The 26,010-nt window shown below is 68.1% G+C and carries 29 protein-coding genes; 19 read left to right on the top strand and 10 right to left on the bottom strand.

Going from position 1 to position 26,010, the window contains the following annotated elements:
• The first annotated feature begins 41 nt into the window (after positions 1-41).
• From DU478_RS10760 to DU478_RS10750, 3 genes are read left to right on the top strand one after another with little or no spacing between them, the layout of a single operon-like run.
• On the top strand, positions 42-1,460 hold the full coding sequence (locus DU478_RS10760) for a cytochrome ubiquinol oxidase subunit I (protein WP_114510954.1): 1,419 nt from the start codon (positions 42-44) through the stop codon (positions 1,458-1,460).
• A gap of 12 nt (positions 1,461-1,472) precedes the next feature.
• Positions 1,473-2,477, top strand: coding sequence for a cytochrome d ubiquinol oxidase subunit II (gene cydB / locus DU478_RS10755; protein ID WP_114510953.1), 1,005 nt, complete (start codon positions 1,473-1,475; stop codon positions 2,475-2,477).
• Complete coding sequence (locus tag DU478_RS10750) at positions 2,477-2,587, top strand: DUF2474 family protein (protein ID WP_114510952.1); 111 nt, start codon at positions 2,477-2,479, stop codon at positions 2,585-2,587. The genes cydB and DU478_RS10750 overlap by 1 nt, the downstream gene beginning before the upstream one ends.
• Positions 2,588-2,778: 191 nt before the next feature.
• Here DU478_RS10750 and DU478_RS10745 read toward each other — a convergent pair whose 3' ends face one another.
• The 3 genes from DU478_RS10745 to DU478_RS10735 all read right to left on the bottom strand — a co-directional run bounded on the left by DU478_RS10745 (position 2,779) and on the right by DU478_RS10735 (position 5,466).
• Complete coding sequence (locus tag DU478_RS10745; RefSeq protein WP_114510951.1) at positions 2,779-4,149, bottom strand: glutamate--cysteine ligase; 1,371 nt, start codon at positions 4,147-4,149, stop codon at positions 2,779-2,781.
• Positions 4,150-4,210: 61 nt separating this feature from the next.
• Entirely contained in the window at positions 4,211-4,741 is a 531-nt protein-coding gene (locus DU478_RS10740; RefSeq protein ID WP_114511028.1) for a hypothetical protein, read from the bottom strand.
• The gene (locus DU478_RS10735) at positions 4,732-5,466 is read right to left on the bottom strand and encodes a 16S rRNA (uracil(1498)-N(3))-methyltransferase (protein ID WP_114511027.1); all 735 of its coding nucleotides are present in this window, start codon (positions 5,464-5,466) and stop codon (positions 4,732-4,734) included. The genes DU478_RS10740 and DU478_RS10735 overlap by 10 nt, the downstream gene beginning before the upstream one ends.
• A 12-nt stretch (positions 5,467-5,478) precedes the next feature.
• Between DU478_RS10735 and ubiA the strand changes: the two genes are divergently transcribed.
• The 4 genes from ubiA (at position 5,479) to DU478_RS10715 (ending at position 10,083) form a co-directional block, all read left to right on the top strand.
• Positions 5,479-6,462 carry a 4-hydroxybenzoate octaprenyltransferase gene (ubiA, locus tag DU478_RS10730; protein ID WP_114510950.1) on the top strand — a complete coding sequence of 328 codons (984 nt, stop codon included), beginning with the start codon at positions 5,479-5,481 and terminating at the stop codon, positions 6,460-6,462.
• Positions 6,463-6,521: 59 nt separating this feature from the next.
• Positions 6,522-8,435 carry an OmpA family protein gene (locus tag DU478_RS10725; RefSeq protein WP_114510949.1) on the top strand — a complete coding sequence of 638 codons (1,914 nt, stop codon included), beginning with the start codon at positions 6,522-6,524 and terminating at the stop codon, positions 8,433-8,435.
• The gene (locus tag DU478_RS10720) at positions 8,422-8,748 is read left to right on the top strand and encodes a hypothetical protein (RefSeq protein ID WP_114510948.1); all 327 of its coding nucleotides are present in this window, start codon (positions 8,422-8,424) and stop codon (positions 8,746-8,748) included. Before DU478_RS10725 ends, DU478_RS10720 begins: the two co-directional genes overlap by 14 nt.
• A 186-nt stretch (positions 8,749-8,934) precedes the next feature.
• Complete coding sequence (locus tag DU478_RS10715) at positions 8,935-10,083, top strand: alkane 1-monooxygenase (RefSeq protein WP_114510947.1); 1,149 nt, start codon at positions 8,935-8,937, stop codon at positions 10,081-10,083.
• Between the two features lie 37 nt (positions 10,084-10,120).
• On the opposite strand, the gene DU478_RS10710 is transcribed toward DU478_RS10715, so the two are convergent.
• Together DU478_RS10710 and DU478_RS10705 are read right to left on the bottom strand one after the other, a co-directional pair.
• Positions 10,121-10,888 carry an SDR family NAD(P)-dependent oxidoreductase gene (locus tag DU478_RS10710; protein WP_114510946.1) on the bottom strand — a complete coding sequence of 256 codons (768 nt, stop codon included), beginning with the start codon at positions 10,886-10,888 and terminating at the stop codon, positions 10,121-10,123.
• A 17-nt stretch (positions 10,889-10,905) separates the two neighbouring features.
• On the bottom strand, positions 10,906-12,159 hold the full coding sequence (locus tag DU478_RS10705; RefSeq protein WP_114511026.1) for a UbiH/UbiF/VisC/COQ6 family ubiquinone biosynthesis hydroxylase: 1,254 nt from the start codon (positions 12,157-12,159) through the stop codon (positions 10,906-10,908).
• Between the two features lie 88 nt (positions 12,160-12,247).
• Between DU478_RS10705 and DU478_RS10700 the strand changes: the two genes are divergently transcribed.
• From DU478_RS10700 to DU478_RS10670, 7 genes are all read left to right on the top strand, one after another.
• Complete coding sequence (locus tag DU478_RS10700) at positions 12,248-13,582, top strand: amidase (RefSeq protein WP_114510945.1); 1,335 nt, start codon at positions 12,248-12,250, stop codon at positions 13,580-13,582.
• Between the two features lie 513 nt (positions 13,583-14,095).
• Positions 14,096-14,929 (top strand): signal peptidase I, encoded by an 834-nt coding sequence (gene lepB, locus DU478_RS10695; protein ID WP_114510944.1) that lies wholly within the window; start codon positions 14,096-14,098, stop codon positions 14,927-14,929.
• Positions 14,930-14,960: 31 nt separating this feature from the next.
• Positions 14,961-15,650 carry a ribonuclease III gene (gene rnc / locus DU478_RS10690; RefSeq protein ID WP_114510943.1) on the top strand — a complete coding sequence of 230 codons (690 nt, stop codon included), beginning with the start codon at positions 14,961-14,963 and terminating at the stop codon, positions 15,648-15,650.
• The gene (locus DU478_RS10685; RefSeq protein WP_199488323.1) at positions 15,640-16,515 is read left to right on the top strand and encodes a DMT family transporter; all 876 of its coding nucleotides are present in this window, start codon (positions 15,640-15,642) and stop codon (positions 16,513-16,515) included. The genes rnc and DU478_RS10685 overlap by 11 nt, the downstream gene beginning before the upstream one ends.
• 104 nt (positions 16,516-16,619) lie before the next feature.
• Entirely contained in the window at positions 16,620-17,318 is a 699-nt protein-coding gene (locus tag DU478_RS10680; protein ID WP_114510942.1) for a dimethylsulfonioproprionate lyase family protein, read from the top strand.
• Between the two features lie 249 nt (positions 17,319-17,567).
• Positions 17,568-18,476: a GTPase Era gene (gene era, locus DU478_RS10675; RefSeq protein WP_114510941.1), complete on the top strand. Its 909-nt coding sequence runs from the start codon at positions 17,568-17,570 to the stop codon at positions 18,474-18,476.
• Entirely contained in the window at positions 18,469-18,804 is a 336-nt protein-coding gene (locus tag DU478_RS10670) for a DUF1491 family protein (RefSeq protein WP_114510940.1), read from the top strand. Before era ends, DU478_RS10670 begins: the two co-directional genes overlap by 8 nt.
• Here DU478_RS10670 and DU478_RS10665 read toward each other — a convergent pair.
• Both DU478_RS10665 and DU478_RS10660 read right to left on the bottom strand, forming a co-directional pair.
• Positions 18,746-19,360, bottom strand: a complete 615-nt coding sequence (locus DU478_RS10665; RefSeq protein WP_114510939.1) for a Pr6Pr family membrane protein — start codon at positions 19,358-19,360, stop codon at positions 18,746-18,748. The two genes, DU478_RS10670 and DU478_RS10665, sit on opposite strands and share 59 nt — an antisense overlap.
• 299 nt (positions 19,361-19,659) lie before the next feature.
• Positions 19,660-21,291, bottom strand: a complete 1,632-nt coding sequence (locus DU478_RS10660; protein WP_114510938.1) for an FAD-dependent oxidoreductase — start codon at positions 21,289-21,291, stop codon at positions 19,660-19,662.
• 125 nt (positions 21,292-21,416) lie between these two features.
• Here DU478_RS10660 and recO point away from each other — a divergent pair, with 125 nt between their 5' ends.
• Positions 21,417-22,151 (top strand): DNA repair protein RecO, encoded by a 735-nt coding sequence (gene recO / locus DU478_RS10655; protein ID WP_114510937.1) that lies wholly within the window; start codon positions 21,417-21,419, stop codon positions 22,149-22,151.
• Positions 22,152-22,164: 13 nt separating this feature from the next.
• On the opposite strand, the gene DU478_RS10650 is transcribed toward recO, so the two are convergent.
• Positions 22,165-22,560, bottom strand: coding sequence for an META domain-containing protein (locus tag DU478_RS10650; RefSeq protein WP_114510936.1), 396 nt, complete (start codon positions 22,558-22,560; stop codon positions 22,165-22,167).
• Positions 22,561-22,661: 101 nt separating this feature from the next.
• On the opposite strand from DU478_RS10650, the gene pgsA reads away from it, so the two are divergent.
• The 4 genes from pgsA (at position 22,662) to DU478_RS10630 (ending at position 24,866) form a co-directional block, all read left to right on the top strand.
• Positions 22,662-23,327, top strand: a complete 666-nt coding sequence (gene pgsA / locus DU478_RS10645; protein ID WP_114510935.1) for a CDP-diacylglycerol--glycerol-3-phosphate 3-phosphatidyltransferase — start codon at positions 22,662-22,664, stop codon at positions 23,325-23,327.
• The gene (gene moaD, locus DU478_RS10640) at positions 23,327-23,572 is read left to right on the top strand and encodes a molybdopterin converting factor subunit 1 (RefSeq protein ID WP_114510934.1); all 246 of its coding nucleotides are present in this window, start codon (positions 23,327-23,329) and stop codon (positions 23,570-23,572) included. The genes pgsA and moaD overlap by 1 nt, the downstream gene beginning before the upstream one ends.
• Before the next feature lie 3 nt (positions 23,573-23,575).
• The gene (locus DU478_RS10635; RefSeq protein WP_114510933.1) at positions 23,576-24,019 is read left to right on the top strand and encodes a molybdenum cofactor biosynthesis protein MoaE; all 444 of its coding nucleotides are present in this window, start codon (positions 23,576-23,578) and stop codon (positions 24,017-24,019) included.
• A gap of 76 nt (positions 24,020-24,095) precedes the next feature.
• Complete coding sequence (locus tag DU478_RS10630; protein ID WP_114510932.1) at positions 24,096-24,866, top strand: FadR/GntR family transcriptional regulator; 771 nt, start codon at positions 24,096-24,098, stop codon at positions 24,864-24,866.
• Positions 24,867-24,873: 7 nt separating this feature from the next.
• Here DU478_RS10630 and DU478_RS10625 read toward each other — a convergent pair whose 3' ends face one another.
• Positions 24,874-25,521, bottom strand: a complete 648-nt coding sequence (locus DU478_RS10625) for an RluA family pseudouridine synthase (RefSeq protein ID WP_114510931.1) — start codon at positions 25,519-25,521, stop codon at positions 24,874-24,876.
• A gap of 41 nt (positions 25,522-25,562) precedes the next feature.
• Positions 25,563-26,009 (bottom strand): GNAT family N-acetyltransferase, encoded by a 447-nt coding sequence (locus DU478_RS10620; RefSeq protein ID WP_158545770.1) that lies wholly within the window; start codon positions 26,007-26,009, stop codon positions 25,563-25,565.
• Between the last annotated feature and the right edge of the window lies 1 nt (position 26,010).

Raw genomic sequence — 26,010 nt, 5'->3', positions numbered from 1 at the left:
GACCAAGCGACGTACCGGGAAATCGCCGAGAGGAGCACAGGATGTTCGACGGAGCCTCAGCAGAGTTGCTGGCACGCTTTCAATTCGCCTTTACGGTGTCGTTCCACATCATCTTTCCGGCCTTTTCCATCGGGCTGGCCAGTTACCTGGCGGTTCTGAACGGCGCCTGGCTCTGGACCAAGGACCGGACCTACCTGAACCTCTTCAACTACTGGAAAAAGATCTTTGCCGTGGCCTTTGGCATGGGCGTGGTGTCGGGCATCGTCATGTCCTACCAGTTCGGCACCAACTGGTCGGTCTTCTCGGACAAGACCGGCCCGATCCTCGGCCCGCTCATGGCCTACGAGGTGCTGTCGGCCTTCTTCCTCGAGGCCGGGTTCCTCGGCATCATGCTTTTCGGCCGCGAACGGGTGGGCGACAAGCTGCACATGTTCGCAACCGCCCTGGTCGCCTTCGGCACGCTGATGTCGGCCACCTGGATTCTCTCGGTGAACAGCTGGATGCAGACCCCGGCGGGCTACTCCATCGCCGAGAACGGCCAGTTCGTGCCCGAGGACTGGTGGGCCATCGTGTTCAACCCGTCCTTCCCCTACCGGCTGGTGCACATGGTGCTGGCGGCCTACCTCACCACGGCATTCGTCGTCGGCGGCGTCGCGGCCATGCACCTGCTGCGCGAGCGCATGAACGCCGAGGCGCGGCGGATGTTCTCCATGGCGATGTGGATGGCGGTGATCGTCACCCCGATCCAGATCTTCGCCGGCGACCTGCACGGGCTCAACACGCTCGAACACCAGCCGCAGAAGGTCATGGCGATGGAGGGGCATTTCGACAGCCATCCGGACGGCGCGCCGCTGATCCTCTTCGGCATTCCCAACGAGGCCGAGAAGCGGATCGACTACGCCATCGAGATCCCCAAGCTCAGCTCGCTGATCCTCAAACACGACCTGAACGCGCCGCTGCCAGGGCTCGACACCATCCCCGACGACGAGGAACCGCCGGTTGCCATCGTGTTTTTCAGCTTCCGGGTGATGATCGCCGTGGGGTTCGCGATGCTGGCGGTCGGCCTCTGGAGCGCCTGGGCCCGATTCCGCGGGCAGCTTTACCATTCGCCATGGCTGCACCGGACGGTGATGATCATGGGGCCCAGCGGCTTCGTCGCGGTGCTGGCCGGATGGATCACGACCGAGGTCGGCCGCCAGCCCTTTACGGTCTACAACCTGCTGCGCACCTCGGACTCGCTTGCGCCCATCGACGCGCCCGCCGTCGCGGCCTCGCTGATCGCCTTCATCGTGGTCTACTTCTTCGTCTTCGGCGCGGGCACCTACTACATCCTGCGGATGATGAACAAGCGGCCCAGCAACGACCCGAAACTGGGCCTGCGCGAAGGGCCGAACCGCGCCGCCGGGATCACGCCGATCCAGCAGGTTTCGGCCGGTTCGGCCACCAGCCCCGGCGAATAAAGGAGAGTTGCAATGGTTTTCGATCTTGCCTTCATCTGGGCCGGGCTCATCGCCTTTGCCATCCTCACCTACGTCGTGCTCGACGGCTTCGATCTTGGCCTCGGCATCCTCTTTCCCTTTGCCGAGACGCACAAGGACCGCGACGTGATGATGAACTCCGTGGCCCCGGTCTGGGACGGCAACGAAACCTGGCTGGTGCTGGGCGGCGGCGGGCTTTTCGCGGTTTTTCCGCTGGCCTATGCAGTGGTCATGCCGGCGCTTTACATGCCGATCCTCATCATGCTGCTGGCGCTGGTCTTCCGCGGCGTGTCTTTCGAATACCGCTGGAAGACCACGCGCTGGCGCGGCGTCTGGGACATCGCGTTTTTCGGCGGATCGACCATCGCGGCGCTATGCCAGGGCATCGCCCTCGGTGCCATGGTGCAGGGGATCGAGATCGAGGGCCGCGCCTATGCCGGCGGCTGGTTCGACTGGCTGACCCCGTTCTCGCTGCTGACCGGCGTGGCGGTCGTGGTGGGCTATGCGCTATTGGGCGCCACCTGGCTGATCTACAAGACCGAAGGCCCGCTGCAAAAGCGCATGCAGGGCTATGCCAAGTGGCTGTGCATCGCGACGCTGGCGCTGATCGGGTTGGTGAGCCTGCTGACCCCGTTCCAGGACAGCGTCTATTTCGACCGCTGGTTCGCCCTGCCCGGCGTGTTCTGGTCGGTCATCATGCCCGCGATCATGCTGGCGCTGACCTATCTCTTCTTCACCGGCCTGCGCGATCACAAGGATCTGCAGCCGTTCCTGTCGGCGCTGGGATTCTTCGTCGCGGGATTTGTCGGCATCGGCATCAGCTTCTACCCGCACATGGTGCCGCCCGACCTCACCATCTGGGAGGCCGCGGCCCCAGACAGCAGCCTCGCCTTCGCGCTGGTGGGCGCGGTGGTGCTGATTCCGCTTATCCTGGGCTACACCGCCTATGCCTACTGGGTGTTCCGCGGCAAGATTGACCCTGACGAAGGATACCACTGATGCCCGACAGACCGCTCTGGCAGCGGCTGGCGTGGTTCGCCGCGATCTGGGTCCTCAGCGTTGGGCTGCTGGGGATCGTCGCCTACCTGATCCGCCTTGCCGTGCTCTGACAGCGGCGACGGATCAGCGGGGATGTCCTTGAGAAATCCGGCCGAGCTCCGCCCCGAAAGTCGTCGCACCATTCAAGTCTTTGGTTCCCCTCTGCCCTGCCGGTTTTGACGCATTCGCGCAGGGCATTGATAACGGTTGCCAACCGATTGCTTCACCAGCCGCCCCGCCTTGCGCCGACGAACTTGCCGGATCAGTATGAGTAATCCGCGTAAATCCGGGTCAGGTCGCCGCCCCAGTCGCCGCGGAATCGTTCGAGCAGTTCGTCGGCGGGAACCTTGCCGGTGTCGATGCTTTCGCGCAGCGCGTTGAGGAAATGCGTCTCGTCCGGCACCAGCCCACCCGCGCCGGTGCGCGCGCGCGCCCGCAACCCCTGGTCCGAGAGCGCCAGCACCTCGCGGGCCAGGTCGTGCATCCGGATGCCGTTCACCTCGGCCTGAAGACCGTCGACCGAAGCCGCGACCCGCAGCCCTTCGCGCGTCTCTGCATCCCAGCCCCTGACCAGGTCCCAGGCAGCGTCGAGCGGCCCCTGTTCATACATCAGCCCGACCCAGAAGGCCGGCAGCGCGCAAAGCCGCCGCCACGGCCCGCCATCGGCGCCGCGCATCTCGATGTATTTCTTCACCCGCGCCTCGGGAAACAGCGTCGTCAGATGATCGGCCCAGTCGCTCAGTGTCGGCTTTTCACCCGGCAGCGCCGGCAATTCGCCGCGCAGGAAATCGCGGAAGGACTGGCCCAATGCGTCGATGTACTTGCCGTCGCGGTAGACGAAATACATCGGCACATCGAGCGCGTATTCGGCCCAGCGTTCGAACCCGAAACCGTCTTCGAAGATGAAGGGCACCATGCCCGTGCGCGCCGGATCGAGATCGCGCCAGACCCGGCTGCGCCAGGACTTGTGGCCGTTCACCTTGCCTTCGAAAAACGGCGAATTGGCGAAAAGCGCGGTTGCCACCGGCTGCAGGGCGACGGCCACCCGCATCTTCTGCACCATGTCCGCCTCGGAGCCGAAATCGAGGTTGACCTGCACGGTGCAGGTCCGCCGCATCATCACCTTTCCCATGGTGCCGACCTTGCCCATGTAGGAATCCATGAGCTTGTAGCGGCCCTTGGGCATCAGCCCGACGTCCTCGTGGCTCCAGATCGGCGCGGCACCCAGGCCGATGAACCCGGCGCCGATGCGGTCGGCCACGTCGCGCACCTGCGCCAGGTGCTCGTTTACCTCGTCGCAGGTCTCATGGATCGTCTCAAGCGGCGCACCCGACAGTTCCAGCGCGCCGCCGGGTTCTAGGCTGATGTTGGCCAGCCCCTTGGTCAGACCGGTGAGCTTGCCGCCCTCCTCGACCGGGTCCCAGCCGTGCCCGTCGCGCAGCCCTTCCAGCATCGCCTTGATCGAGCAGCGGCCCTCGTAGGGCAGCGGCGCCAGCGTCTGCTTGTCATAGCCGAATTTCTCGTGCTCGGTTCCGATCCGCCAGTCGGCGCGCGGCTTGCAGCCCTGCGCCATGTATTCGGCCAGCTGGGAATGGTGTTCGATCGGCCCGCCGCCGGACTGGGGAATGGACATCGGGACAGGCTCCGTCTTGTCTTGCAACGAGGCCCAGCCATGGCCAGAAAAGCCAGGGCTGTCAATGCAGCCGAACGATGGAGTCGCGGGTCTCGGGCTTTTGCCAGATCACCACCGCCTTCGCGCCGGTCGCCTGCATCTGCCGCAGCATGTGTTCGGTCCGCAGCCCCGGCAGGGTGGCGAAGGCGTCGAAAAGCTGGTCGGCGCCCGCGGCGGTCAGCGGAATGTGCAGCGGCGGCTGGCCGGGTTGCTCCAGAACCCAGTGCGGCGGGGTGTCACGCCGGTCGAGCCGCAGCTGCGTCATCTCGCGCAGGTCCACCAGCCCGCCGTCCAGAGGCCCGAAATAGCCGATGCGCCCCTCGGTGATCTGCACCACGCCCGGCCCGCCGCCGCCCTGCCGGAACCGCGCGCGCTGGACGCCCGCGACGACCAGCGCCGCCCCCGCCAGCAGCACGGCATAGCCCACGTAATGCAACAGCCCGCCGCCGGTGAAGAATCCCCACCAGCCGCCCAGCGCCATCAGCCCCAGGCCGATCAGCGTCTCGCGCCAGCGCCACAGCGCGGCCTTGGCAGCGGGCCGGATCACGCCCAGTCCCCCAGCCGCAGCTGCCACAGCGTGAGCGCCGCGACCGCCGCGGTGTCGGCGCGCAAGATGCGCGGCCCGAGCTGCACCACATGCGACTGCGCCATGTCACGCAGGCGCGCGCGCTCAGCCTCGCTGAACCCGCCCTCGGGCCCGATCAGGATCGCCCAGGGACCGCCGGCGAGAACGCCCCCAAGGGCGGAAGAGCCGGCCTCGCCGTCCGCTTCGGCCTCGTCGCAGAACATCAGCTGCCGGTCCGCAGGCCAGCCCGCCAGCAACGTGCTCAGCTTTTGCAGCTCGCAGACCTCGGGCACGAAGGTGCCGCCGCATTGCTCTGCCGCCTCGACGGCATGCGCCTGCAGACGGTCCTGCCGGATACGTTCGGAATTGGTGAAGTCGGTCTGCACCGGCATGATGCGCGCCGCCCCCATCTCCACCGCCTTCTCCACGATAAAATCGGTGCGCGCCTTCTTGATCGGGGCGAACAGCAGCCACAGGTCCGGCGGCACCCGCAGCGGCGCGGTCCGGTCCTCGACCGTCAACAGGCCACCGCGCTTGCCCGCCTCCGTGACCCGCGCGCGCCATTCACCGTCACGCGAATTGAACAGCCGCACCTCGGCGCCAACCCCCTGGCGCATCACGCCAAAGAGATAATGCGCCTGCTCCCGCGTCAGGGGAACCGGTTGTGCCTCCCCCAGGGGGTGCTCTACAAAAAGGCGAAGAGGTCCAGCCATGAGGCGCACCATATGAGCCATCCCAAGACAACGCCAGAGGCCGCGGACAGCCCCGACAGCGGCCAGGTTGCCGACGCCGTCAAGGGCAACTGGGTCGACCGCCTGGCCCCTCCCGCGACACGGCCCTACCTGCGGCTCAGCCGCGCCGACCGGCCCATCGGCACCTGGCTGCTGCTGCTGCCCTGCTGGTGGGGTCTGACCCTGGCAATGCTGTCGGATGGCCGCGCCACATGGCACGACCTGTGGATCTTCGCGGGCTGCGGCATCGGCGCCTTCCTGATGCGCGGCGCGGGCTGCACCTGGAACGACATCACCGACCGCGACATCGACGGATCGGTGGCACGCACCGCCTCGCGGCCCATCCCCTCCGGCCAGGTCTCGGCGAAACAGGCGTTGGGCTGGGCGGTGGCGCAGTCGCTGGTGGCCTTCCTGATCCTCATCACCTTCAACCTCAACGCCATCCTGCTGGGCATCCTGTCGCTGCTGCCGGTGGCGGTCTATCCCTTCGCCAAGCGCTTTACCTGGTGGCCGCAGATCTTCCTCGGCCTCGCCTTCAACTGGGGCGCGCTGCTGGCCTGGACAGCCCATACCGGGGAACTGCAGCTGCCGGCGGTGCTGCTCTATCTCGCGGGCATGGCCTGGACGCTGTTCTACGACACGATCTACGCCCACCAGGACAAGGAGGACGACGCGCTGATCGGGGTGAAATCCACCGCCCGGCTCTTCGGCGACGACGCCACGCCCGCCTGGCTCGCGCGGTTCATGGTCGCCGCCGTGGCGCTGATGGGGCTGGCCATCGTCGCCGCCGCCCCAATCGGCGGAATTCCGGCACTGGCGCTGGCCGTCGCCGGGGCCTGCGCCATGGGCGTGCACATGCTGTGGCAGCTGCGCCGGCTCAAGCTCGACGACAACGACAGGCTGCTGTCACTGTTCCGCTCGAACCGCAACGCGGGCCTTCTGCCTGTGCTGTTTTTCGCCACAGCCCTGTTCGCCTGATTGCACGCCAAGCCCTTGCGGCGTATCAGACTGTACCCGTTGACTGATCCGGAGCGCCCATGCGCCTGTCGTCCCTGTTCATCACCGCCGGTGCCTTTCTCGGAGCCGCCGCGCTGTGCCTCGTCGCCGCCTATTTCTCGGTCAGGATGATCGAAGACAGCTCGGTGATCGGGGTCCGGGCAGAACTGGACCGCGAGGCAATGACCTGGGCCGAGGTGGACGCGAACGGTCTGCAGCTCTTCATGGCCGGCACCGCCCCCACCGAGGCCGACCGGTTCCGCGCGCTCACCGTCGCGGGCCGGGTGGTCGACGCCGCCCGGGTGATCGACCAGATCAATGTGGAGGACCGGAACAACGCCGAGCCCCCGCGCTTTTCCATCGAGATCCTGCGCAATGACGGTGGTGTGCAGCTGATCGGCCTGGTTCCGGCGGAGACCGATCGCGAACAGTTGATCGCCGATGTCACCGCTCTGGCCGGAGAGGATGCGCAGATCTCCGACCTTCTCGATGCCGCCGATTTCCCCGAACCCGAAGGCTGGTCGGATTCCCTGCGTTTCGCGCTCACGGCGCTGCGCAACCTGCCGCGCTCCAAGGTGTCGGTCGAGGCCGGGCGCGTTGCGGTCAAGGCGATGACCGAAAGCGACGGCGCCCGCCGCCGGCTCGAGGCGGACCTCGCCCGCCGCGCCCCCGACACGGTGCGTCTGGCGCTCGACCTGTCGGCACCGCGCCCGGTGATCACGCCCTTCACCACCCGCTTTGTCCTTGGCGAGAACGGCGCCCGGTTCGACGCCTGCTCGGCCGATACCGAAGAGGCCCGCGACCGCATCCTCGCCGCCGCCCGCGCCGCCGGGCTCGAGGGCAAGGCGACATGCACCATCGGCTTGGGCGTGCCCACCCGAAGCTGGGCCGAGGCGGTCGAGACCGGGATCGCCGCGCTGGCGGAACTGGGCGGGGAGTCGATTACCTTCTCGAATGCCGACGTGTCGCTGATCGCCACCATGGGCACCGACCAGGCGCTTTTCGACCGCGTGGTGGGCGAGCTTGAAAACGCCCTGCCCGAGGTCTTTGCCCTGCAGGCGCTGCTGCCGGAACCGCCCGAAGCCGATGCCAACGAGGGTCCGCCCGAATTCACCGCGACCCTGTCGCCCGAGGGCCAGGTGCAACTGCGCGGCCGGGTCAATTCCGAACTGACGCGCACCACGGCGGAAAGCTATGCCAAGGCGTCTTTCGGTTCCGAGTCGGTCTATACCGGCGCGCGGGTCGACGAGGACCTGCCTGCAAGCTGGGCCACCCGGGTGCTCGCCGCGCTGGAATCGCTGGCCAAGCTCGCCAACGGCACCGTCAAAGTCACCCCCGAGAGCGTGTCGGTCATGGGCAACACCGGCAACCAGAACGCCGGGGCCGAGATCGCGGGGCTGCTGGCCGACAAGCTGGGCGGAACCCAGAATTTCGACATCGCCGTGGTCTACCAGGAGAAGCTCGACCCGACGCTCGGCATCCCCTCGCCCGAGGAATGCGTCACCCAGATCCGCCAGATCATCGGCGATCGAAAGATCACCTTCGAACCCGGCTCGGCGACGCTGGACCTGTCGGCCAAGGACATCCTCGACGAGGTGGCGGAGCTGCTGAAGATCTGCGGCGACATCCCGCTCGAAGTGCAGGGCCACACCGACAGCCAGGGCCGCGAATCGATGAACCAGCAGCTGAGCCAGGACCGCGCCCAGTCGGTGGTCGACGCCCTGCGCGCCCGGCGTGTGCTGACCGCGTCCTACGCCGTGCGCGGCTACGGCGAAGCGCAGCCCATCGCGCCCAACGACACCGAGGAAGGCCGCGAGGCAAATCGCCGGATCGAGTTCAAATTGATCCCGTCAGACCCTGTTCCCGAGGAGGAAACCGCGCTAGAGGCTTCCGACGATCCGGCCGCTGCGCCGGAGGACGACGCCGCAGAGGACGCACCCGTTGAACAGAATTGAGTTTATCGTCGCCACAGCCATCATCCTCTTCGTGGCGTTCTGCATGGGCTGGTTCACCAACTGGCTGGTGCACCGGTTCCGCCGCGTCAGCCAGTCCGATGTCGACCAACTCGACCGGATGGCGCAGGAACTGCACGAGGCCGAGGAAACCCGCGACCAGGCGATCACCTATCTGCAGCAGCGCGAGGCCGAGTTGACCAACCAGCTGGCCCAGACCGAGGCAGAGCTTTCGGCCGCCATGGAAGGCCTGCGCGACGCCCGCCACGAGGCCGAGGAAATGCGCGCCTATGTGGAGCGCATCAGCGCGAACTGACCGGTCCGGGGCCGAGCTTCTGCCGCGCCCGGCAATCCGGAGACGCCCCGCGCCCGGCGCCGAATCGTCATAAAATCGCCGCGCCGCGCCGCCATGACCTTGATATGGATCACGGAACGCGACGTCCCGCTTTGCGAGGCTGGCCCGTCACTTCTATGATCCGCCACAGGCAGAAAGCGAGGACCCATGGCAGAGCAATCCGATCCGGTTCCGTCCCGCCTCGCGGCCATAGCGCCCGCGCTTCCCTTCTGGCTGTCGCTCGGGCTGGTGCCGCTGGTCTGGCTCGGCGCCCTGCAGGGCGGGCTCTGGGTGCTGCTGCCGATCGTGGCGACCTGGTACCTGTTCTCGGCCCTGGACGCGGTTTTGGGCCTGAACCTCGACAACCTCGATCCGCAGACCGGCGAGGACCAGCTTTTCTGGTACCGCCTCGTCACTCTAATCTGGGTGCCGCTGCAGGCGGTCTCGCTCTTTGGCCTGATCTGGTACGTAAGCCGCGCCGGGCACCTGAACGGCTGGGAAACCTTCGGCGTCTTCTTCGGCATCGGCGTCCTGACCGGAACGGTGGGCATCAACTACAGCCACGAACTCATGCACCAGAAGAACGCGCTGGAACGGTGGCTGGGCGACCTGCTTCTGGCGATGGTGCTCTACAGCCATTTCCGCTCGGAACACCTGCTGGTGCACCACCGCTATGTCGGCACGTCGCGCGACCCGGTGACGGCGCGCTACAACGAAGGCTTCCACCGCTTCTACCCGCGCGTCCTGCGGCAAAGCCTGGTCTCGGCCTTCAAGGCCGAGGCGGCGATGCAGGCGCGCCGGGGCCGGCCCTGGTATCACGCCGGCAATCCGTTCTGGCGCTACGCGGCGCTGCAGGCCGGGATGCTGGCAATCGCCGCGGCCCTGGGCGGCTGGATCGGCGTCGGGCTGTTCCTGCTGCAGGCCGGAGTGGCGATCTGGCAGTTGGAACTGGTGAACTACATCGAACACTACGGGCTGACCCGCAAGCACCTGGGCGACGGCAAGTACGAACACGTCAAGCCGCGGCATTCCTGGAACGCGGCGCAGAAGGCGTCGAACTGGCTGCTGATCAACCTGCAACGGCATTCGGATCATCACTACAAGCCCGACCGTCGGTTTCCGCTGCTGCAGACCTACGCCGAGGACGAGGCGCCGCAATTGCCCTACGGCTACCCGGTGATGACCATGGCCGCGATGATCCCGCCGCTCTGGCGCCGGGTGATGAACCCGCGCGTGCGGCAGTGGCGGGCGCGGCATTACCCCGAGATCACCGACTGGACGCCCTACAACCGCGCCAGCCTGCCGCCGCCGCGCTGACTCGCGCAGACGCCCGCACGGGCGGATAAGCTGCTCCTCAAGCCCGCGCGGGCTTTCCTCGCAGCGCCGGCAGCCCGACACCGGTGCTGTCGAACCCGCCATCCGCGGCCAGCACCTGCCCGGTGACGTAGGACGCCTTGTCGGAGCAGAGAAAGGTGATGACCTCGGCCAGCTCCCGTTCGGTGCCGTAACGGTTGAGCGGAATCGCATCGTGATAGGCGTCGATGATCTCTTGCGTATGCACCGCCATGGCCAGTTTCGTCCGCACCGGCCCCGGACAGACGCAGTTGGCGCGGATGCCGTATTCCCCCAGCTCCGCCGCCTGCTGTTTCGTCAGCTGGATCACCGCCGCTTTCGACGTCCCGTAGGCCACCCGCAGCGTCGAGGCGCGCAGCCCGCTGATCGACGCGATGTTGAGGATCGCACCCCGCGTCTCCTTCAACGCCGGCACCAGCGCCTGCGAACACAGGAACACCCCGTCGAGGTTGGTCGCCATGACCCGCCTCCAGGTTGCGAAGTCGGTCTGTTCGATCGGCCCGAACTCCGCCACGCCGGCATTGTTCACCAGCGCGTCGATCCGCCCGGCCCAGCCGGCCGCCGCCTCGGCCATCGCCGTCACCGCGTCAGGGTCCGACACGTCGCAATGGACGGCCCGCACGCTCTGCCGCTGACCCGCCTCGGCCTCCAGCGCCTCGGCATCCCGGTCGACCATGACCACACGCCAGCCCATCTCGAGGAAAAGATCGGCCGTGGCCAGACCGATCCCCCGCGCCGCTCCGGTCACCACCGCCGTTTTCTGATCCATCTCGTTCCCCTTCGGCCTCAGGGCCGCATCAACTCCGGCACATCCCCGGTCAGACCTGTCGCCTCGCGGATGAACGCCCGCCGCAGCGCCGGCGTCCCCTGCACCGCCCGCATGCCCAGATCGCGCAGGCCGCGCAACACCGCACTGTCGTTGGAAAAGAGCCGCGCGAAGACATCCGTCGCCACCGCCAGCGACGCCGTATCGAACCGTCGCCATTGTGCATAGCGTTCAAGCACGCCCAGGCTTGCGAAATCCTCGCCATGCCGTCGCGCCTGGTCCAGCACCTCGACCAGCGCCGCCACGTCGCGCAGCCCGGCATTGAGCCCTTGCCCCGCGATCGGGTGCACCGCATGCGCGGCGTCGCCGACCAGCGCGAGCCGCTCCGCCACGAAGGCATCGGCGAGGCTCAGCTCCAGCGGATAGGCAAAGCGCGCGCCGGCAAGGCCGATGTCTCCCAGGAAATCGCCGAACCGCGGCCGCAGCACCTGCAGATAGGCCGCGTCCGGCAGCGCGTTGATCTTTTCCGCCAGTTCGGTGCGTTCGCTCCAGACGATGGACGACCGGTTGCCCGCCAGCGGCAGGATCGCCAGCGGCCCGGAGGGCAGGAACAGCTGGTGCGCGATGCCGTGGTGCGGCAGCGCGTGGGCGATGGCGCAGACCAGAGCCGTCTGTCCGTAGCCGCGCCGCATCCGCCCGATCCCGGCCCGCGCCCGCGTGCCCGACCCGCGCCCGTCAGCGCCGATAATCAGCCGCCCCCGCAGCACAGCGCCCGAAGCCAGAGTCACCGACGCACCGCGCGCCGTCGTCTCCTGCGCCACGACCGTCTCGCCGCGCAGATGGGTGATGCGGTCCGCCGCAGCCATCGCCGACAGAAGGCCGCGCCGCAGGTGCCGGTCCTCGACCATGTAGCCCATCGGTCCTTCCTCGATCTCGGCATGGTCGAAATGCAGGCCAAGGAACACCGCGCCGTCACCCACCCGGCCGTCGGCGACCTTGATCTCGAGCATCGGCTGCGCATCGGCCTCCAGCGCCTGCCACAGTCCCAGCCGCGCCAGCATTCGCTGCGACGCCAGCGCCAGCGCATAGGACCGGCCGTCAAAGCCCGGCGCCTCCTGCGCACCCGCGGGCTGGGCATCGACCACGGTCACGGCACAACCCAGCTCCGCCAGCCCCAGCGCCAGCGCCGCCCCGTTCAGCCCGCCGCCCACGACGATGATATCGGTCTCTGTCTCCATGCCCCGCAATATGGCCGGTCGCATCCGATTGTCCATGCGGCGCATGCGCGTCCGGCCCGGCAAAGCCCCTTTCCCTGCCCCTGCTCTTTGCTCTAGCTTCGCCACACATCAAGAGGGCACCGACATGACCGACTGGACCGTTCAAACCGCCGCCGAACTCGGCCGGGCCATCGCCGCCGGGAAGGTCGATCCGGTGGACCTGACAGAGGCCTTCCTCGACAAGATCAAAGACCACCCCCTGTCCGACCGCATCTACGCCCGCACCACGCCCGACCGCGCCCGGGCCGAGGCGCTTGCCGCCGCCGCCCGTGCCCGCAGCGGCCAGCGCCGCTCGCCGCTCGACGGTGTACCGGTCAGCTGGAAGGATCTCTTCGACAGCGCCGGCGTGGCGACCGAGGCGGGCTCCGCGCTGCTCAGGGACCGCGTGCCCGAAACCGACGCGCCGGTCCTGCGCACCGCCACCGCCCTGGGCCTCGTCTGCCTCGGCAAGACCCACATGTCCGAACTCGCCTTCTCCGGCCTGGGCCTCAACCCGGTGACCGCCACCCCGCCCTGCATCAACGATGCCGACGCGGTGCCCGGCGGCTCCTCCTCGGGCGCCGCCGCCTCCGTCGCCTTCGGCCTCGCGGCGGCCGGGATCGGGTCCGACACCGGCGGGTCGGTGCGCATCCCCGCGGCCTGGAACGATCTCGTCGGGCTCAAGACCACCGCCGGGCGCATTCCGCTTACAGGCACCGTGCCGCTTGCCGCGAAATTCGACACCGTGGGCCCGCTCTGCCGCACGGTCGAGGATGCCGCCCTGCTCCTCGCGGCACTCGAAGGTGGCCGTGCAATCGACACCCGCGCCCCCGCCTCGCTCGAGGGCCGCCGCTTCGCCAACCTGCTGACGGTCGTCCAGGACGACATCCGCCCCGAACCCGCCGCCGCTCATGCCGCGGCCCTTAACCGCCTGCGCGCCGCGGGCGCCAGCGTTGCGGATATCGAGGTGCCCGAGATCACGGGCCCGATGGGCGACTCGGGCGTTCTCTACACCACCGAGGCCTGGGGCACCTGGGGAGAGACCATCGCGGCACAGCCGGACCTGATGTTCGCCCCGATCCGCGAACGCTTCGAAGGCGGCAAGGTGGTTTCGGGCGCCGACTACGTCGCCGCCTGGCGGCGACTCGATCGGGTCCGCGCCGCGTGGGCCGCCGCCACGGCGGGTTTCGATGCGGTGCTTTGCCCCACGGCTCCCAACCTGCCGCCCAAGGTCGACCGGCTGATGACCGAGAACGATTATTACGTGACCGAAAACCTGCTGACCCTGCGCAACACCCGCGTCGGCAACCTCATGGGGCTCGCGGCGATCACCCTGCCCACCGGCACGCCCTCCTGCGGGCTGCAACTCCTGGGCCGCCCCATGGGCGAAGAGCCGCTGCTGCGCCTCGCCCTCTCGGTCGAGGCCGCCCTGTCCGCCTGACCCGCGGCACCCGATCCGCCCGCCATCGCGTCCGCCTCCTCCCGGGCACACGAGAGCAGAGAGTGCGGCGCGCCAGTCCACCGCCCAAGGGCCGGAATCCACTGAACGGACCGGGCCGCACGCGCGCCGCAACAAGCGCGACCGTCACCGCATCTCGGTCGCCGCGTCCGCTCAGAAAGACTCGCCGCGTGCCGCGAAATTTCGCGGCCCCCGGCGCGCATTCACGGTCATCCATCAAGCCGCTCCCGCGCATCGCCGTCCCGAGCGAATCCGAGCGGCCCCGTGCTGAAGCATCGAAACCGGCGCCCCCTTCATCTTGCCGATAAACCTCCAGAGAGCACGAGAGACAGCGTCTCTCGTATCGCCCGGCACGGGCGATCCGGCAGCGCCTCCGCGCAAGCCCACCGGACGGCCTCTCCGGGATCACGCGCACCAGGCGGTCACCCCGCCACCTTGACACCCGCCGCGCCCCCCCGCATGAAGCGCGCAAGAAAACCGCGAAAGGGGCATTCCATGGCGTCCGAGAAAAAGGGCAACGCGATCGTCGAGACGATCAAGACGGTTGTCTATGCCCTGCTGATCGCCGGGGTCTTCCGCACGCTCTTCTTCCAGCCGTTCTGGATCCCCTCCGGCTCCATGAAGGACACGCTGCTGATCGGCGATTTCCTCTTCGTCAACAAGATGGCCTACGGCTATTCCTATGCCTCCTGCCCGTCGGTCTACCTGCCGCAGATCGGCATCGACATCGACGCCGCCGACATCTGCGGCTTTCTCGACGGCGACAATACCCGCATCCTGGGCGGCGAGCCGCAGCGCGGCGACGTGGTGGTCTTCCGCCACCCGATCACCGGGCGCGACTTCATCAAGCGCCTGATCGGCCTGCCGGGCGAAACCGTGCAGATGCGGGACGGCGTGCTGCACATCAACGGCGCCGCGGTCGAGCTGACCCCCAACGGCACCTTCGAAGAGACCTCCGAACCCCAGGGCCCGCAAGGTTCGCGCCCGCGCTGCGAAAACGGTCCCGTGGGCGACGGCGGCGCCTGCACGAAATCGCGCTTCACCGAAACCCTGCCCAACGGCGTGAGCCACGACATTCTCAACATCGCCAACCAGGGATCGGACAACACGCCCGTCTACACGGTGCCCGAAGGGCATTACTTCTTCATGGGCGACAACCGCGACAATTCCGCCGACAGCCGCGTGCCGTCGGTGACCGGCGGCGTCGGCTTCGTGCCATACGAGAACCTCGTGGGCCGCGCCGACCGCGTGGTGTTCTCCTCGGCTGGGGCCTCGATGCTGTTCTTCTGGACCTGGCGCGGCGACCGCTTCTTCGAAAAGATCGAGTGATGCTGCCGGCCTGCGCATCCATGGCCCGCCGATGAAGCTCTCTGCCGACCTCATCGCGCTCCAGGACAGGATCGGCCACCGCTTCGGCCGGCCCGAGCTGATCCTGCGCGCGGTCACCCATGCCTCCATGTCCGGCCCCAACCGCGACGACAACCAGCGGCTGGAATTCCTCGGCGACCGGGTGCTGGGCCTGGTGATGGCCGAGGCACTGCTCGCCGCCGATCGCAAGGCCGCCGAAGGCCAGCTCGCGCCGCGCTTCAACGCGCTGGTGCGCAAGGAAACCTGTGCCGAGGTGGCCCGCCAGATCGACCTTGGGGCGGCACTGAAACTCGGACGGTCCGAGATGCTGTCCGGCGGCCGCCGGAAAGAGGCGCTGCTGGGCGACGCGATGGAGGCGGTGATCGCCGCGATCTACCTCGACGCGGGTTTCGACGCCGCCAAGACGGTGATCCTGAAGCTTTGGGGCAAGCGCATCCACACCGTCGAGGACGACAGTCGCGACGCCAAGACATCGTTGCAGGAATGGGCCCAGGCGCGCGGGCAGACTCCGCCCAGCTATACCGAAACCGCCCGCACCGGCCCCGATCACGCGCCGGTCTTCACCATCCGCGCAGAGCTTGCCGACGGCACCGGCGCCGAGGCCACGGCGGGATCGAAACGCGCCGCCGAACAGGCCGCGGCACGGGCGCTGCTCGACCGGGTGACGGACCGTGACGGATAACCTGCGCGGCAGCGCCTTCATGGTGCTGGCGATGATCGGCTTCGGGATCGAGGACGCCTTTTTCAAAGCCGCCACCAATTCCGGCGGCACCAGTCCCGGCATGGGCACGCTGCAATACGGGCTGATGGCCATGCTGATCTACGCCGCCCTGCTGCGCGCCCGCGGTACGCCGCTCTGGCACCCGGCCTTTTTGCAGACCCGCCTGCTGATCCGCACCGGGTTCGAGCTTTGCGGGCGCATCTTCTTCGCCCTCAGCCTCGCCTACACGCCGCTCGCCACCACCACCGCGATCCTGCAGGCCGCGCCGCTGGTGGTCACGCTGGGTGCGGCGCTTGTCCTGCGCGAAAAGGTCGGACCGCGGCGCTGGATCGCCATGACCGTCGGCTTTGCAGGCGTGCTGCTGATCCTGCGGCCCACGGCAGATGGGCTCGAGGCCAATGCGATCTTCGCGATTCTCGGCATGATCGGCTTTGCCGGACGCGACCTCGCCACCCGCACCAGCCCGCCGCAGGTGCACGCGCACCAGCTGGGCATCCTCGGCTTCGCGGTGGTCACCGCCGCGGGCCTCGCCATCCTGGCTTTCGAGCCGCAGCCGCTCGCCCTGCCCACCGCCAGCGCCGCGTTCAAGATCACCGGCACCGCGATCTGCGGCGTGCTGGGCTACTCGGCGCTGACCCTCGCGATGCGCACCGGCGAGGTTTCGGTCGTGGCCCCGTTCCGCTACAGCCGGCTGCTGGTGGCGCTTGTCCTCGCGGTGCTGCTCTTTGGGGAAACGCCCGACGCGCTGACCCTGCTGGGCGCCGCGATCATCGTCGCCAGCGGCACCTACACGCTTCTGCGCCGCCCAGGCCCGCGGCCGCAATAGCCACCCGGTCGAAAACCGACACGATCCTGTCGCCCATGGGCGGTGGAAACACCGGCGAGTCGGCTACGGCCCGAACCACCACGCCGATCTGAAAGCCCTGCCCGATGTCCGAATTCCGCCCGTTCCAAGCCGAGCCCGACCAGACCCAGCGGCTGCAGGATACGCCGAACTGGATCTACCTGCTGCGCGAATTCGAAACCCTCTACCGACACGGGTCGGCCGGCGGCAGCAAGGCGATCCGCAGCCACCGCAAGCGGGTGCGCGAAACCCTGTCCTCGGTGATCGACGCCAACCCCGTGCTCGCCGCCCGCGCGCCCGAAGCCAAGCCGGTGACCGCGCACCTCGACCGCGCGCTCGACATCGGCGCGCGCGGCGCGCTCTGCGGCCTGTCCCGCGCGCTGGAGCGTGTGGCGCACCTGCTGACCTGGGAATACGGCTACGAAAAAGTGCCCAAGGCCCTGGCCCGCAAATACGCCTATTGCGAAGTGCTGGGTCCCAAGGGCCCGGTGATGGCCGAACGGCTGATCCTCGGGTTCGTGCTCTTCGCGCCCAACACCACCTATCCGCAGCACAGCCACAAGGAAATCGAGGAAAGCTACATCTCCCTCGCCGGCGCCTGGTCGGAAAACGATGCCGCCGTCTACGCGCCCGGCTCGCTGATCCTCAACCGGTCGGAACACGAACACCGCATCACCACCGGCCAGGTCGACCCCTGCCTGCTGGCCTATGCCTGGGTCGGCAATACCGACCGCCTCGCCGCCCCGGGGATGAAGCTCAGCTACCGCCGCCGCGCGACACCATAACCCCGAGGCACGGACGCGGCGGCTCCCGAACCGGAGGCCCCCGCAGACAAGCGTAAAACCAACGGCCCGTCAGAGGAACGGCAGCCGCCCGCCGCCCCTTCATCTTGCCGATAAACTCCAGAGAGCACGAGAGACAGCGTCTCTCGTATCCGCGCGCCCCGCGCGGATCGCCCTCCGCGACGACCCTCTGGCCCTTGGCCGCGATTTCGCCTATAGGCGCAGACTTGCAACCGCAGACAGGTTCCCAAGATGCCCACACGCGCCGGATTCGTCGCCCTGATCGGAGAGCCCAACGCGGGCAAGTCCACCCTGACCAACCGCATGGTCGGGGCCAAGGTGTCGATCGTCACCCACAAGGTCCAGACCACCCGCGCCCGCATCCGTGGCGTCGCGATGGCCGGCGAAGCGCAGATCGTCTTCGTCGACACGCCCGGCCTCTTCGCCCCCAAGCGCCGGCTCGACCGCGCCATGGTCGCCGCCGCCTGGTCAGGCGCCGCGGATGCCGATGTCGTCGTGCTGCTGATCGAAGCGCACCGTGGCGTCACCGAGGGCGTCAAGAACATTCTCGAAGGATTGGGCGACATCGCCAAGGGCCGCACCGTCGCGCTCGCCATCAACAAGATCGACCGCGTGAAGGCCGAGGCATTGCTGGCGCTCAGCCAGGAGATGAACGACGCCTTTCCCTTCGTGCGCACCTTCATGATCTCCGCCGAAAAGGGCCACGGTGTCGAGGACCTGCGCGACTGGCTGGCCGGAGAGCTGCCCGAAGGCCCTTGGCTCTATCCCGAGGACCAGATCGCCGACCTGCCGCTGCGCATGATCGCCGCCGAGATGACTCGCGAGAAACTGACCCTGCGCCTGCACCAGGAACTGCCCTACCAGCTGACGGTCGAGACCGAGAACTGGGAGGAACGCCCCGACGGCACCGCCCGCATCGACCAAGTGGTTTACGTGGCCCGCGACGGGCATAAGGGGATCCTGCTGGGCCACAAGGGCGAGACGATCAAAGCCGTCTCCAAGGCCTCGCGCGAAGAGCTCGAGGAATTTCTGGGCCGCAAGGTGCACCTGTTCCTGCAGGTCAAGGTCCGCGAGAAATGGCTCGAGGAATCAGAGCGCTATTCGGAAATGGGCCTGAACTTCAAGGACGGCAATGCCTGAACCGCGCCTCGCGGCGGGCTTCTGGGTGCAGGCCTACCTGCGCCGCCTGTCGCTTCATGACATCCCCGCCTTCGTCACCGCCCATGGAGACGACACGGCGGGCGCGGTGCTGGTCAAGCTCAACACGCTGGACGGAGCCGCCCGCGCCTTCACGCGGATGTTCGACCTGAGCACCGGCGACCGCGCCTGGACCGAACTTACGGCGGGTCCCGAAAACGATGTCGATGCCGCCATCGCCCGTCAGCGCGGCTTCGACCCGGATCTCTGGGTCATCGAGGTCGAGGATCGGCAGGGACGGCACCTGCTGGACGAGGACGGTCTGAGCTGATCCACCGGGCCAGCGCCACCATCCCCAGTCCGAAGAGCCAGAACACCAGCCCCAGCCCGAGGATCCAGAGCGCCACCATGTCCCAGCCGATCCGCGGCGGGTCGATGAAGAAATAGGGATGCCGCCCGTCGATCTCTCCGCGCACCAGCGCGTAGGCGAGGTAAAGCGCCGGCCAGCCCAGCCACCAGACCGCGTGGAGGCGACGCAGCCCGTCCTTCGGCGCACAGGCCCACCACCACAGGCCAACCGCCGCTGGCACGGCGGTGTGCATCCCCTGGTCAGTCCACCAGCGCAGGCCGGAAAGGTCCCGCGACAGGATGCCGTGATAGACCAGCGCCACGATCCCCATCCACAGCGTCAGCCCCGCCGCCCAGCCCGCCGGGACGCGCCAGCCCGCCGCCACCGCGGTCATCGTCGCGGCGGTCAGGGCATTGGTCAGAATGGTGAAATATCGCCCCGTGCGCCACAACTCCTGCCAGAGCGTCCAGTGCGGCCGCCGGTCGAGGCCGACCTGCACATGCATCACCAGTACCGCCCAGGTCAGCAGGGCGATCATTGCGGCACAGGTTCGGACGGACGCGGGCATGGCCGCTAGATGGGCCGTTCGCCACCCCGTCGCAACCCTGCCTCAGGGCGCCAAATGCCGCAGTCGAGCACAAGTGCGTCAGGTCACGCCCAAGGCGCCCAGCCGCCGGGCAGATTTCGGCCAAAGACATTCTCACGGTGCCATCGAAGGGTCTCCGGGTGCGGCGCACGGCCCGCATCGCCGTTTCGGCAGAGCGAGGCTTTCGCGGAGGGCAAGAAGGGGACCAGACCCGCGCGCACCGCTCCCGTCTGCCCGATCAAGCAGGCCCCCTACCGATCCGGCCCGATGCCGTCCTCGGGGTTCCACTCCACGCCATAGGCCTCTTTCATGTGGCGCTGGAAATAGTCGCGGAACGGGGCGAAGCCGGTGGCGATCTTGGCCACCTCCTCGCGGCGCAGGACCAGGACCTGCGTGTTCTCCAGCGCCCGCACCGTGCCGGTGCGCTGCATCTTGCCGAAGATCACCCGGTCGCCGAAGATCTCGCCGGGGCCGATGCGGCTGACGCGCTCCTCGCCGGTCTCCGGGTCGGCGATGCGCAACTCCACCGCGCCCGAGATCACCGAGTAGACTCCGTCGGACCGGTTGCCCGCCTCGAACACCCGGTCGCCGGCGCGGTAATGCACGTAGCGCGCGCCGTTGTTGTCTTCGGCGCGGATCTGCACGGTGCTGCGGGAAAAGCCGTCGATGAACCAGTTCAGAAGCACGGTGATCCGGGTCCGGAACCCCGGCAGGAACGACAGGTAATAGGCCCGCCACAAGAGCCAGGCCGGATAGCCCCGGAAGGTCATGCCCCAGACCTCGGCCACGCCGCGATGCGCGCCCAGCGACGCCAGCGCGCCTTGCGACGTGTACTCGAACGGCTGCAGCGGGCGGCAGGCGATGGCGGCCTCGATGTTCTGCGCCAGGCACCGCGCCTCGCGCACGGCGAACTGCGCGGTGGGCGGGGCGAAATCGCCGCGCTCGGTGGCGTCCTCCTTCATCGGGATCAGCGCGCAGTCGCCCAGGCTCCAGACATTCTCGGCCCCCTGCGCCTGCAGGTGACGGTTGACCGCGATCCGCCCGTGCCGGGTCTCGAGCGGCATCTCCTGAACCACCGGGGATGGCGTGTTGCCGATGGTGGCGACGATGGTGCGGGTGCCGATGATCTCTCCGGTCGTGGTTTCGAGCGACGTGCCGGTCGCGGATTTCACACCGGTGTTCAGCATCACTTCGAAGCCGCGATCCTCCAGCGTCTTCTGCGCATAGGTGGCCAGCGTCTCGGGCAGTTCCGCGAGCACCCGGCCCATGAATTCGATGAGGACGATCCGGATCTCGCTGCGCTTGATGTTGGGATAATCGCCCAGTGCGCGGTCGATCATCTCGCCCAGCTCGCCTGCCGTCTCGATCCCGGAGAACCCGGCGCCGACGATGCAGAAGGTCAGCGCCTCACGCTTGACCTCGGGCAAGGCGGTGATGTCGGCATGCTCCAGCCGTTCCAGCACATGCGCGCGCAGGCGGCGGGCGTCGTCCAGCGTCTTCATCGTCAGCGCGTGGTCCGCCAGCCCCGGCGTGCGCGTAAGGTCCACGCCCTGCCCCAGCGCCACGACGAGGTGATCGTAGGTCACCTCGGTCGGGCGGCGCTGCACGCCCTGGAACACCGTGACCACCTTTCGGTCCGTATCGACAGACGAAATCCGCGCCTTGCGCACCCGCACCCCGCGCAGGAGCTTGCGCAACGGCGACACGGCGTGCATCGCGGTGATCGACCCGGCGCCGACCTCGGGCAGGAGCGGCTGGAAAACGAAGTAGTTGGTGTTGTTGATGATTTCGATCTCGGCGCGGCCGCCCAGACGCTTGCGCAGCTCGCGGGCGGCGAACATGCCGCCAAATCCGCCGCCCAGGATCAGGATTTTCTGTGCCATCGCCGCCGCGCCTTTCGTGTCACTCCGGGCAACGCTAGCGCGGGCGCCGGCCGGTTCCAATGCGCAATAGCGCCAGAGCCGCGATCGGGCTTGCGCCAGACCCGCGCCAAGCCCAGTTTGACGCCATGGACTGGCGCGACACAGGCATCCTTCTGACCACCCGGCGGCATGGCGAAACCTCGGCCATTCTCGACGTGTTCACCGCCGAGCACGGGCGGCATGCGGGCATCCTGCGCGGCGGCACCTCGCGCAGGATCGCGCCCAGCCTGCAACCCGGCGCGCAGCTCGACCTCGCCTGGCGCGCCCGGCTCGAGGATCACCTGGGCACCTATACGGTCGAACCGCAGCGGTCGCGGGCCGCGCAGGCGATGTCCGACCGGCTGGCGCTGGCGGGGCTCAACGCGGTCACGGCGCTGCTGGCCTTCTGCCTGCCCGAACGCGAATCGCATCCCGCGCTCTACGCCCGCACGCACAACCTGCTCGACCTGCTGGACCAGCCCGACCTCTGGCCGCTGGCCTACCTGCGCTGGGAAATGGCGCTGCTCGACGAGATGGGCTTCGGCCTCGACCTTTCCGCCTGCGCCGCGACGGGGGGCAACGATCACCTGGTCTACGTCTCGCCGCGCACCGGCCGCGCGGTGTCGGCCTCGGGGGCCGGCGACTGGGCGCCGCGGCTGCTGCCGCTGCCGCCGGTGATGCTGGGCGAAGGCATGGGCGCCGATCACGAGGTGCTGACGGCGCTCGGCACCACCGGTCACTTCCTGAGCGCGCACCTGGCCGCGTCGCTGGGCGACAGGCCGCTGCCCGCCGCGCGGGCCTTGTTCGTGGAGCGTTTCGGCAGACGGGTCGACAGCGCCTAGCGCCGACGCCGGGTTACTCCGCCGCGACCTCTGTCAGCACGATCTCGCGCCCCGCGTCGTTCCAGAGCCGCATGGTCCCGTCCTCGACCTTGACCAGGGCCATCTCGGCCAGCGCCTCGAAATAGGCGGCCTCGGCGGCAAGGTCCGGACAGGCCATCTTGGTCGCGATGATCTCACCTGCTTCGAACCACGGGTAAGGCACCAGCTGCGCGCCGGAATAGGCGTTGCAGGGCGCGCGTCCGGCGATGCGGCCCGGTTCGGGAAAGGACAAGGTGGCGCGGGCGTCGAACCCATCGCCGTCGATGCTCTGCACCGCAAAGGTGCGTTCCCCGGCGCCGTAGGAGAACACCGTCTCGTCCGCGCTGCACGCCGCCAGAAGGCCGATTGAAAGAAGCAGGTCAATTCGCATGCAACGGTCCTAGCCCGCCTGCGTTTGTCCCACAAGAGACCTCGACACGAGACCGACCGCGCCATCTTCCCTGCGGCATCATTCCGCGCTAGGTAACCCCCATGATCTGGAACGTGCCCAATGTGCTCACCGCCCTGCGCCTGCTCGCCGCCCCCGGCGTGGCGGTCATGTTCCTGTTCTTCACCCGGCCCTATGCCGACTGGTTCGCGCTCACGCTCTTCGTCGGCGCGGCCATCACAGACTGGTTCGACGGCTACCTGGCGCGCGCCTGGGGCCAGCAAACCAAGATCGGCGCGATGCTCGACCCCATCGCCGACAAGGCGATGGTGGTGATCGCGCTCATGGTGATCGTCGGCTATTCCTCGATGTCGCCCTGGCTGGTGCTGCCCGCCACCTTCATCCTCTTCCGCGAGGTCTTTGTCTCGGGCCTGCGCGAATACCTCGGCGACACCGCCGGGACGCTCAAGGTCACGAACCTCGCGAAGTGGAAGACGACGCTGCAGATGATCGCCATCGCGGTGCTGTTCGCCCAGGGGGTCTTCGAACATTACCTCGGCATGTCGGTCTGGGGCATGGATTCCGCGATGATCGAGTCGATCCTGAACGGCGAGACCGAGGATCTGCACGGGCTGCGCTGGAAAGAGACCGGCATGGTCTGGGCCGGAAACGTCGGGATCGCGCTGCTTTGGATCGCCGCCGCGCTGACGCTGATGACCGGTTGGGACTACCTGACCAAGGCCGCGCCCTACCTCAAGGAGGATCGCTGATGGATGTGCTGTATTTCGCCTGGGTCCGCGAACGCATCGGCCTGCCCCGCGAACGGGTCGAGACTGACGCCGCCACCGTCTCGGATCTCGTGACCGAACTCAGCGCCCGCGAGGACCGATACGCCGCGGCCTTCGCCGACCTGTCGGCCCTGCGCGTCGCGGTCGACCAGGAACTGACCGATTTCGACGCGCCGCTGGCCGGCGCGCGCGAGGTGGCGTTCTTTCCGCCGATGACCGGAGGCTGAGCCATGCGCGTGGTCGTGCAGGAAGCGCCCTTCGACTTCGGCGCCGAGGCCGAGGCCTTCGCCAGCGCCCGCACCGACATGGGCGCGGTGGTGACCTTCACCGGCGTTGTGCGCGACCTCGCCGGCGACCGGCTCGACGCGATGGAGATCGAACACTATCCCGGCATGACGCAGAAGGCGCTGGAAGCCATCGCGGACGAGGCGATCCGGCGCTGGTCTCTGGGCGATGCGCTGGTCATCCATCGCTTTGGACGGCTCACTCCGGGTGAGCGCATCATGATGGTCGCCACCGCCGCGCCGCATCGCAAGGACGCTTTCGAGGCGGCGGAATTCCTCATGGACTACCTCAAGTCCCGCGCGCCGTTCTGGAAAAAAGAGCACGGTACCGACAGCGCCGGATGGGTCGCCGCAAAGGACGAGGACGAGGCAGCGCTCGATCGCTGGTAAGGCCCCGAACGCACGCTAAGCTTGCGCGACAGCACGCCGCACCCTATCACCTGTGCGGTAATCAGTCAGGTGTGCCATGCCGTTCCGCCCCGTCCAGCCAGAGAAACTGTCCGCCGCGGTGATCCGCCAGATCGAGAAGATGATCCTGCGCGGCATCCTGCGCCCCGGAGAACGTCTGCCAGCCGAACGCGAACTGGCCGAACGTCTCGGCGTATCGCGCCCCTCCTTGCGCGAAGCGGTGGCCGATCTGCAGACCCGCGGCCTGCTGACCAGCCGCGCCGGGGCCGGCATCTACGTGGCCGACGTGCTGGGCTCGGCCTTTTCCGAGGCGCTGGTGACGCTCTTCGCCGAACATGACGAGGCGGTCTTCGACTACCTCAGCTTCCGCCGCGACCTCGAAGGTCTCGCCGCCGACCGTGCGGCACGGCTGGCGTCGGAAACCGACCTCAAGGTCATCGGCGCGGTCTTCGCGCAGATGGAAGCCGCGCATCAGAAGCGCAATCCGGCAGACGAGGCGCAGCTCGACGCGGAATTCCACCTCTCGATCTTCGAGGCCAGCCACAACGTCATCATGCTGCACATGATGCGGTCGATGTACCAGTTGTTGCGCGAGGGCGTGTTCTACAACCGCTCGGTCATGTTCAAGCAGCGCACCACCCGCTCGGCCCTGCTGGACCAGCACCGGGCGATCAACGACGCGCTGCAGGCCCGCGATCCCGCCGCCGCCCGCGCCGCGGTCGAGGCGCATCTCGACTACGTCGAAATCGCCCTGCGCGCCGAGCGCAAGGCAGATGCCCACGAGGAAATCGCCCGTCAGCGCATGGAGCGGCTCAGCACCCGCGCCTGAGCCCGGTTCAGAACGGCGCCGGTGCGCGGAACTTCATCCCCGCCCCGCCCTCGGGATGGCGCAACCGCAGTTCCTGCGCATGCAGCATCATCCGCGGATACTCCGCCGCGCGGTCGGGCATATAAAGCGGATCGCCCAGGATCGGATGGCCCAGCGCCAGCATGTGCACACGCAGCTGATGGCTGCGCCCGGTCTGCGGCATCAGCATCACCCGGCTTTCGGTCTCGTCCGCCTTCATTACACGCCAGTCGGTGACCGCAGGACGCCCGGTCTCGTGATCGACTTTCTGCAAGGGCCGGTTCGGCCAGTCGACGCAGAGCGGCAGGTCCACGGTGCCGGTCTTCGGCACCAGACGCCCCGCGACGCGCGCCATGTAGATCTTCTTCACGCTGCGCTTCTCGAACTGCAGCCCCAGGTGCCGCTGCGCATGCGGGGTGAGCGCAAAGACCATGACACCCGAAGTGTCGCGGTCCAGCCGGTGCACCAGCAGCACCGTCGGGAAGGCCGCCTGCAATCGCGACAGCAGGCAATCCGCCAGATCCGGTCCCTTGCCCGGCACCGACAACAGCCCCGCGGGCTTTTGCACCACCAGAAGCTGCATGTCCTCGTGCAGGACATCGATCGGATCGTCGGGCGGGGCATAGGGCGTGCTCATCCCGCTCTCCTGTCAAATGCCGGGCGCAGGCGCAAGCGCACTTAAAGCCGCTTCACCAACCTCAACCCGCCGGGGGCGCGCAGCACGAAACCCGCCGCGTCGTAGACCGCCACCGCGCGGGCATTCTCTCCCTGGGTGCCGACGGCGACATAGGCGCACCCCAACCGCGTCGCGAGGTCCAGCACCCCGTCGATCAGGGCACGGCCCACACCCTGCCCGCGACAATCCTCCGCGACAAAGAGGTGGTGCAGGTCCATCCCGCGCGACCCGAACTGCGCCTGCGCCAGCGGAAACAGCAGCGCATGGCCCACCAGCCGTCCAGCCTCTTCCGCGACCAGCCCAAAGAGCCAGGGGCGCGGCCCGAACAGATCGCGCTGCAGATCCGCCACGCGCACCGTCGCAGTGTCGCCGTGATGCGCCGCCAATCCCCCGATCAGCCCCACCAGCCCGGCCAGGTCCCCGGCCCGCACATCCCGCACAACCGCCACA

It is taken from the genome of Thalassococcus profundi, assembly GCF_003344785.1.
GTDB lineage: Bacteria > Pseudomonadota > Alphaproteobacteria > Rhodobacterales > Rhodobacteraceae > Puniceibacterium > Puniceibacterium profundi.
This window is presented reverse-complemented; position numbering and strand designations above follow the sequence as displayed.

Bases quoted from the DNA above. Each gene is read 5' to 3' on its own strand.
- moaD (WP_114510934.1), top strand. From the start codon at position 23,327: ATGGATGTGCTGTATTTCGCCTGGGTCCGCGAACGCATCGGCCTGCCC.
- cydB (WP_114510953.1), top strand. From the start codon at position 1,473: ATGGTTTTCGATCTTGCCTTCATCTGGGCCGGGCTCATCGCCTTTGCC.
- DU478_RS10735 (WP_114511027.1), bottom strand. From the start codon at position 5,466: ATGGCTGGACCTCTTCGCCTTTTTGTAGAGCACCCCCTGGGGGAGGCA.
- DU478_RS10670 (WP_114510940.1), top strand. From the start codon at position 18,469: ATGCCTGAACCGCGCCTCGCGGCGGGCTTCTGGGTGCAGGCCTACCTG.
- DU478_RS10750 (WP_114510952.1), top strand. From the start codon at position 2,477: ATGCCCGACAGACCGCTCTGGCAGCGGCTGGCGTGGTTCGCCGCGATC.
- DU478_RS10660 (WP_114510938.1), bottom strand. From the start codon at position 21,291: ATGGCACAGAAAATCCTGATCCTGGGCGGCGGATTTGGCGGCATGTTC.
- DU478_RS10650 (WP_114510936.1), bottom strand. From the start codon at position 22,560: ATGCGAATTGACCTGCTTCTTTCAATCGGCCTTCTGGCGGCGTGCAGC.
- recO (WP_114510937.1), top strand. From the start codon at position 21,417: ATGGACTGGCGCGACACAGGCATCCTTCTGACCACCCGGCGGCATGGC.
- DU478_RS10625 (WP_114510931.1), bottom strand. From the start codon at position 25,521: ATGAGCACGCCCTATGCCCCGCCCGACGATCCGATCGATGTCCTGCAC.
- DU478_RS10630 (WP_114510932.1), top strand. From the start codon at position 24,096: ATGCCGTTCCGCCCCGTCCAGCCAGAGAAACTGTCCGCCGCGGTGATC.
- DU478_RS10745 (WP_114510951.1), bottom strand. From the start codon at position 4,149: ATGTCCATTCCCCAGTCCGGCGGCGGGCCGATCGAACACCATTCCCAG.
- pgsA (WP_114510935.1), top strand. From the start codon at position 22,662: ATGATCTGGAACGTGCCCAATGTGCTCACCGCCCTGCGCCTGCTCGCC.
- DU478_RS10635 (WP_114510933.1), top strand. From the start codon at position 23,576: ATGCGCGTGGTCGTGCAGGAAGCGCCCTTCGACTTCGGCGCCGAGGCC.
- DU478_RS10710 (WP_114510946.1), bottom strand. From the start codon at position 10,888: ATGGATCAGAAAACGGCGGTGGTGACCGGAGCGGCGCGGGGGATCGGT.
- DU478_RS10760 (WP_114510954.1), top strand. From the start codon at position 42: ATGTTCGACGGAGCCTCAGCAGAGTTGCTGGCACGCTTTCAATTCGCC.
- DU478_RS10665 (WP_114510939.1), bottom strand. From the start codon at position 19,360: ATGATCGCCCTGCTGACCTGGGCGGTACTGGTGATGCATGTGCAGGTC.
- DU478_RS10680 (WP_114510942.1), top strand. From the start codon at position 16,620: ATGTCCGAATTCCGCCCGTTCCAAGCCGAGCCCGACCAGACCCAGCGG.
- era (WP_114510941.1), top strand. From the start codon at position 17,568: ATGCCCACACGCGCCGGATTCGTCGCCCTGATCGGAGAGCCCAACGCG.
- DU478_RS10705 (WP_114511026.1), bottom strand. From the start codon at position 12,159: ATGGACAATCGGATGCGACCGGCCATATTGCGGGGCATGGAGACAGAG.
- lepB (WP_114510944.1), top strand. From the start codon at position 14,096: ATGGCGTCCGAGAAAAAGGGCAACGCGATCGTCGAGACGATCAAGACG.
- DU478_RS10700 (WP_114510945.1), top strand. From the start codon at position 12,248: ATGACCGACTGGACCGTTCAAACCGCCGCCGAACTCGGCCGGGCCATC.
- DU478_RS10715 (WP_114510947.1), top strand. From the start codon at position 8,935: ATGGCAGAGCAATCCGATCCGGTTCCGTCCCGCCTCGCGGCCATAGCG.
- DU478_RS10725 (WP_114510949.1), top strand. From the start codon at position 6,522: ATGCGCCTGTCGTCCCTGTTCATCACCGCCGGTGCCTTTCTCGGAGCC.
- ubiA (WP_114510950.1), top strand. From the start codon at position 5,479: ATGAGCCATCCCAAGACAACGCCAGAGGCCGCGGACAGCCCCGACAGC.
- rnc (WP_114510943.1), top strand. From the start codon at position 14,961: ATGAAGCTCTCTGCCGACCTCATCGCGCTCCAGGACAGGATCGGCCAC.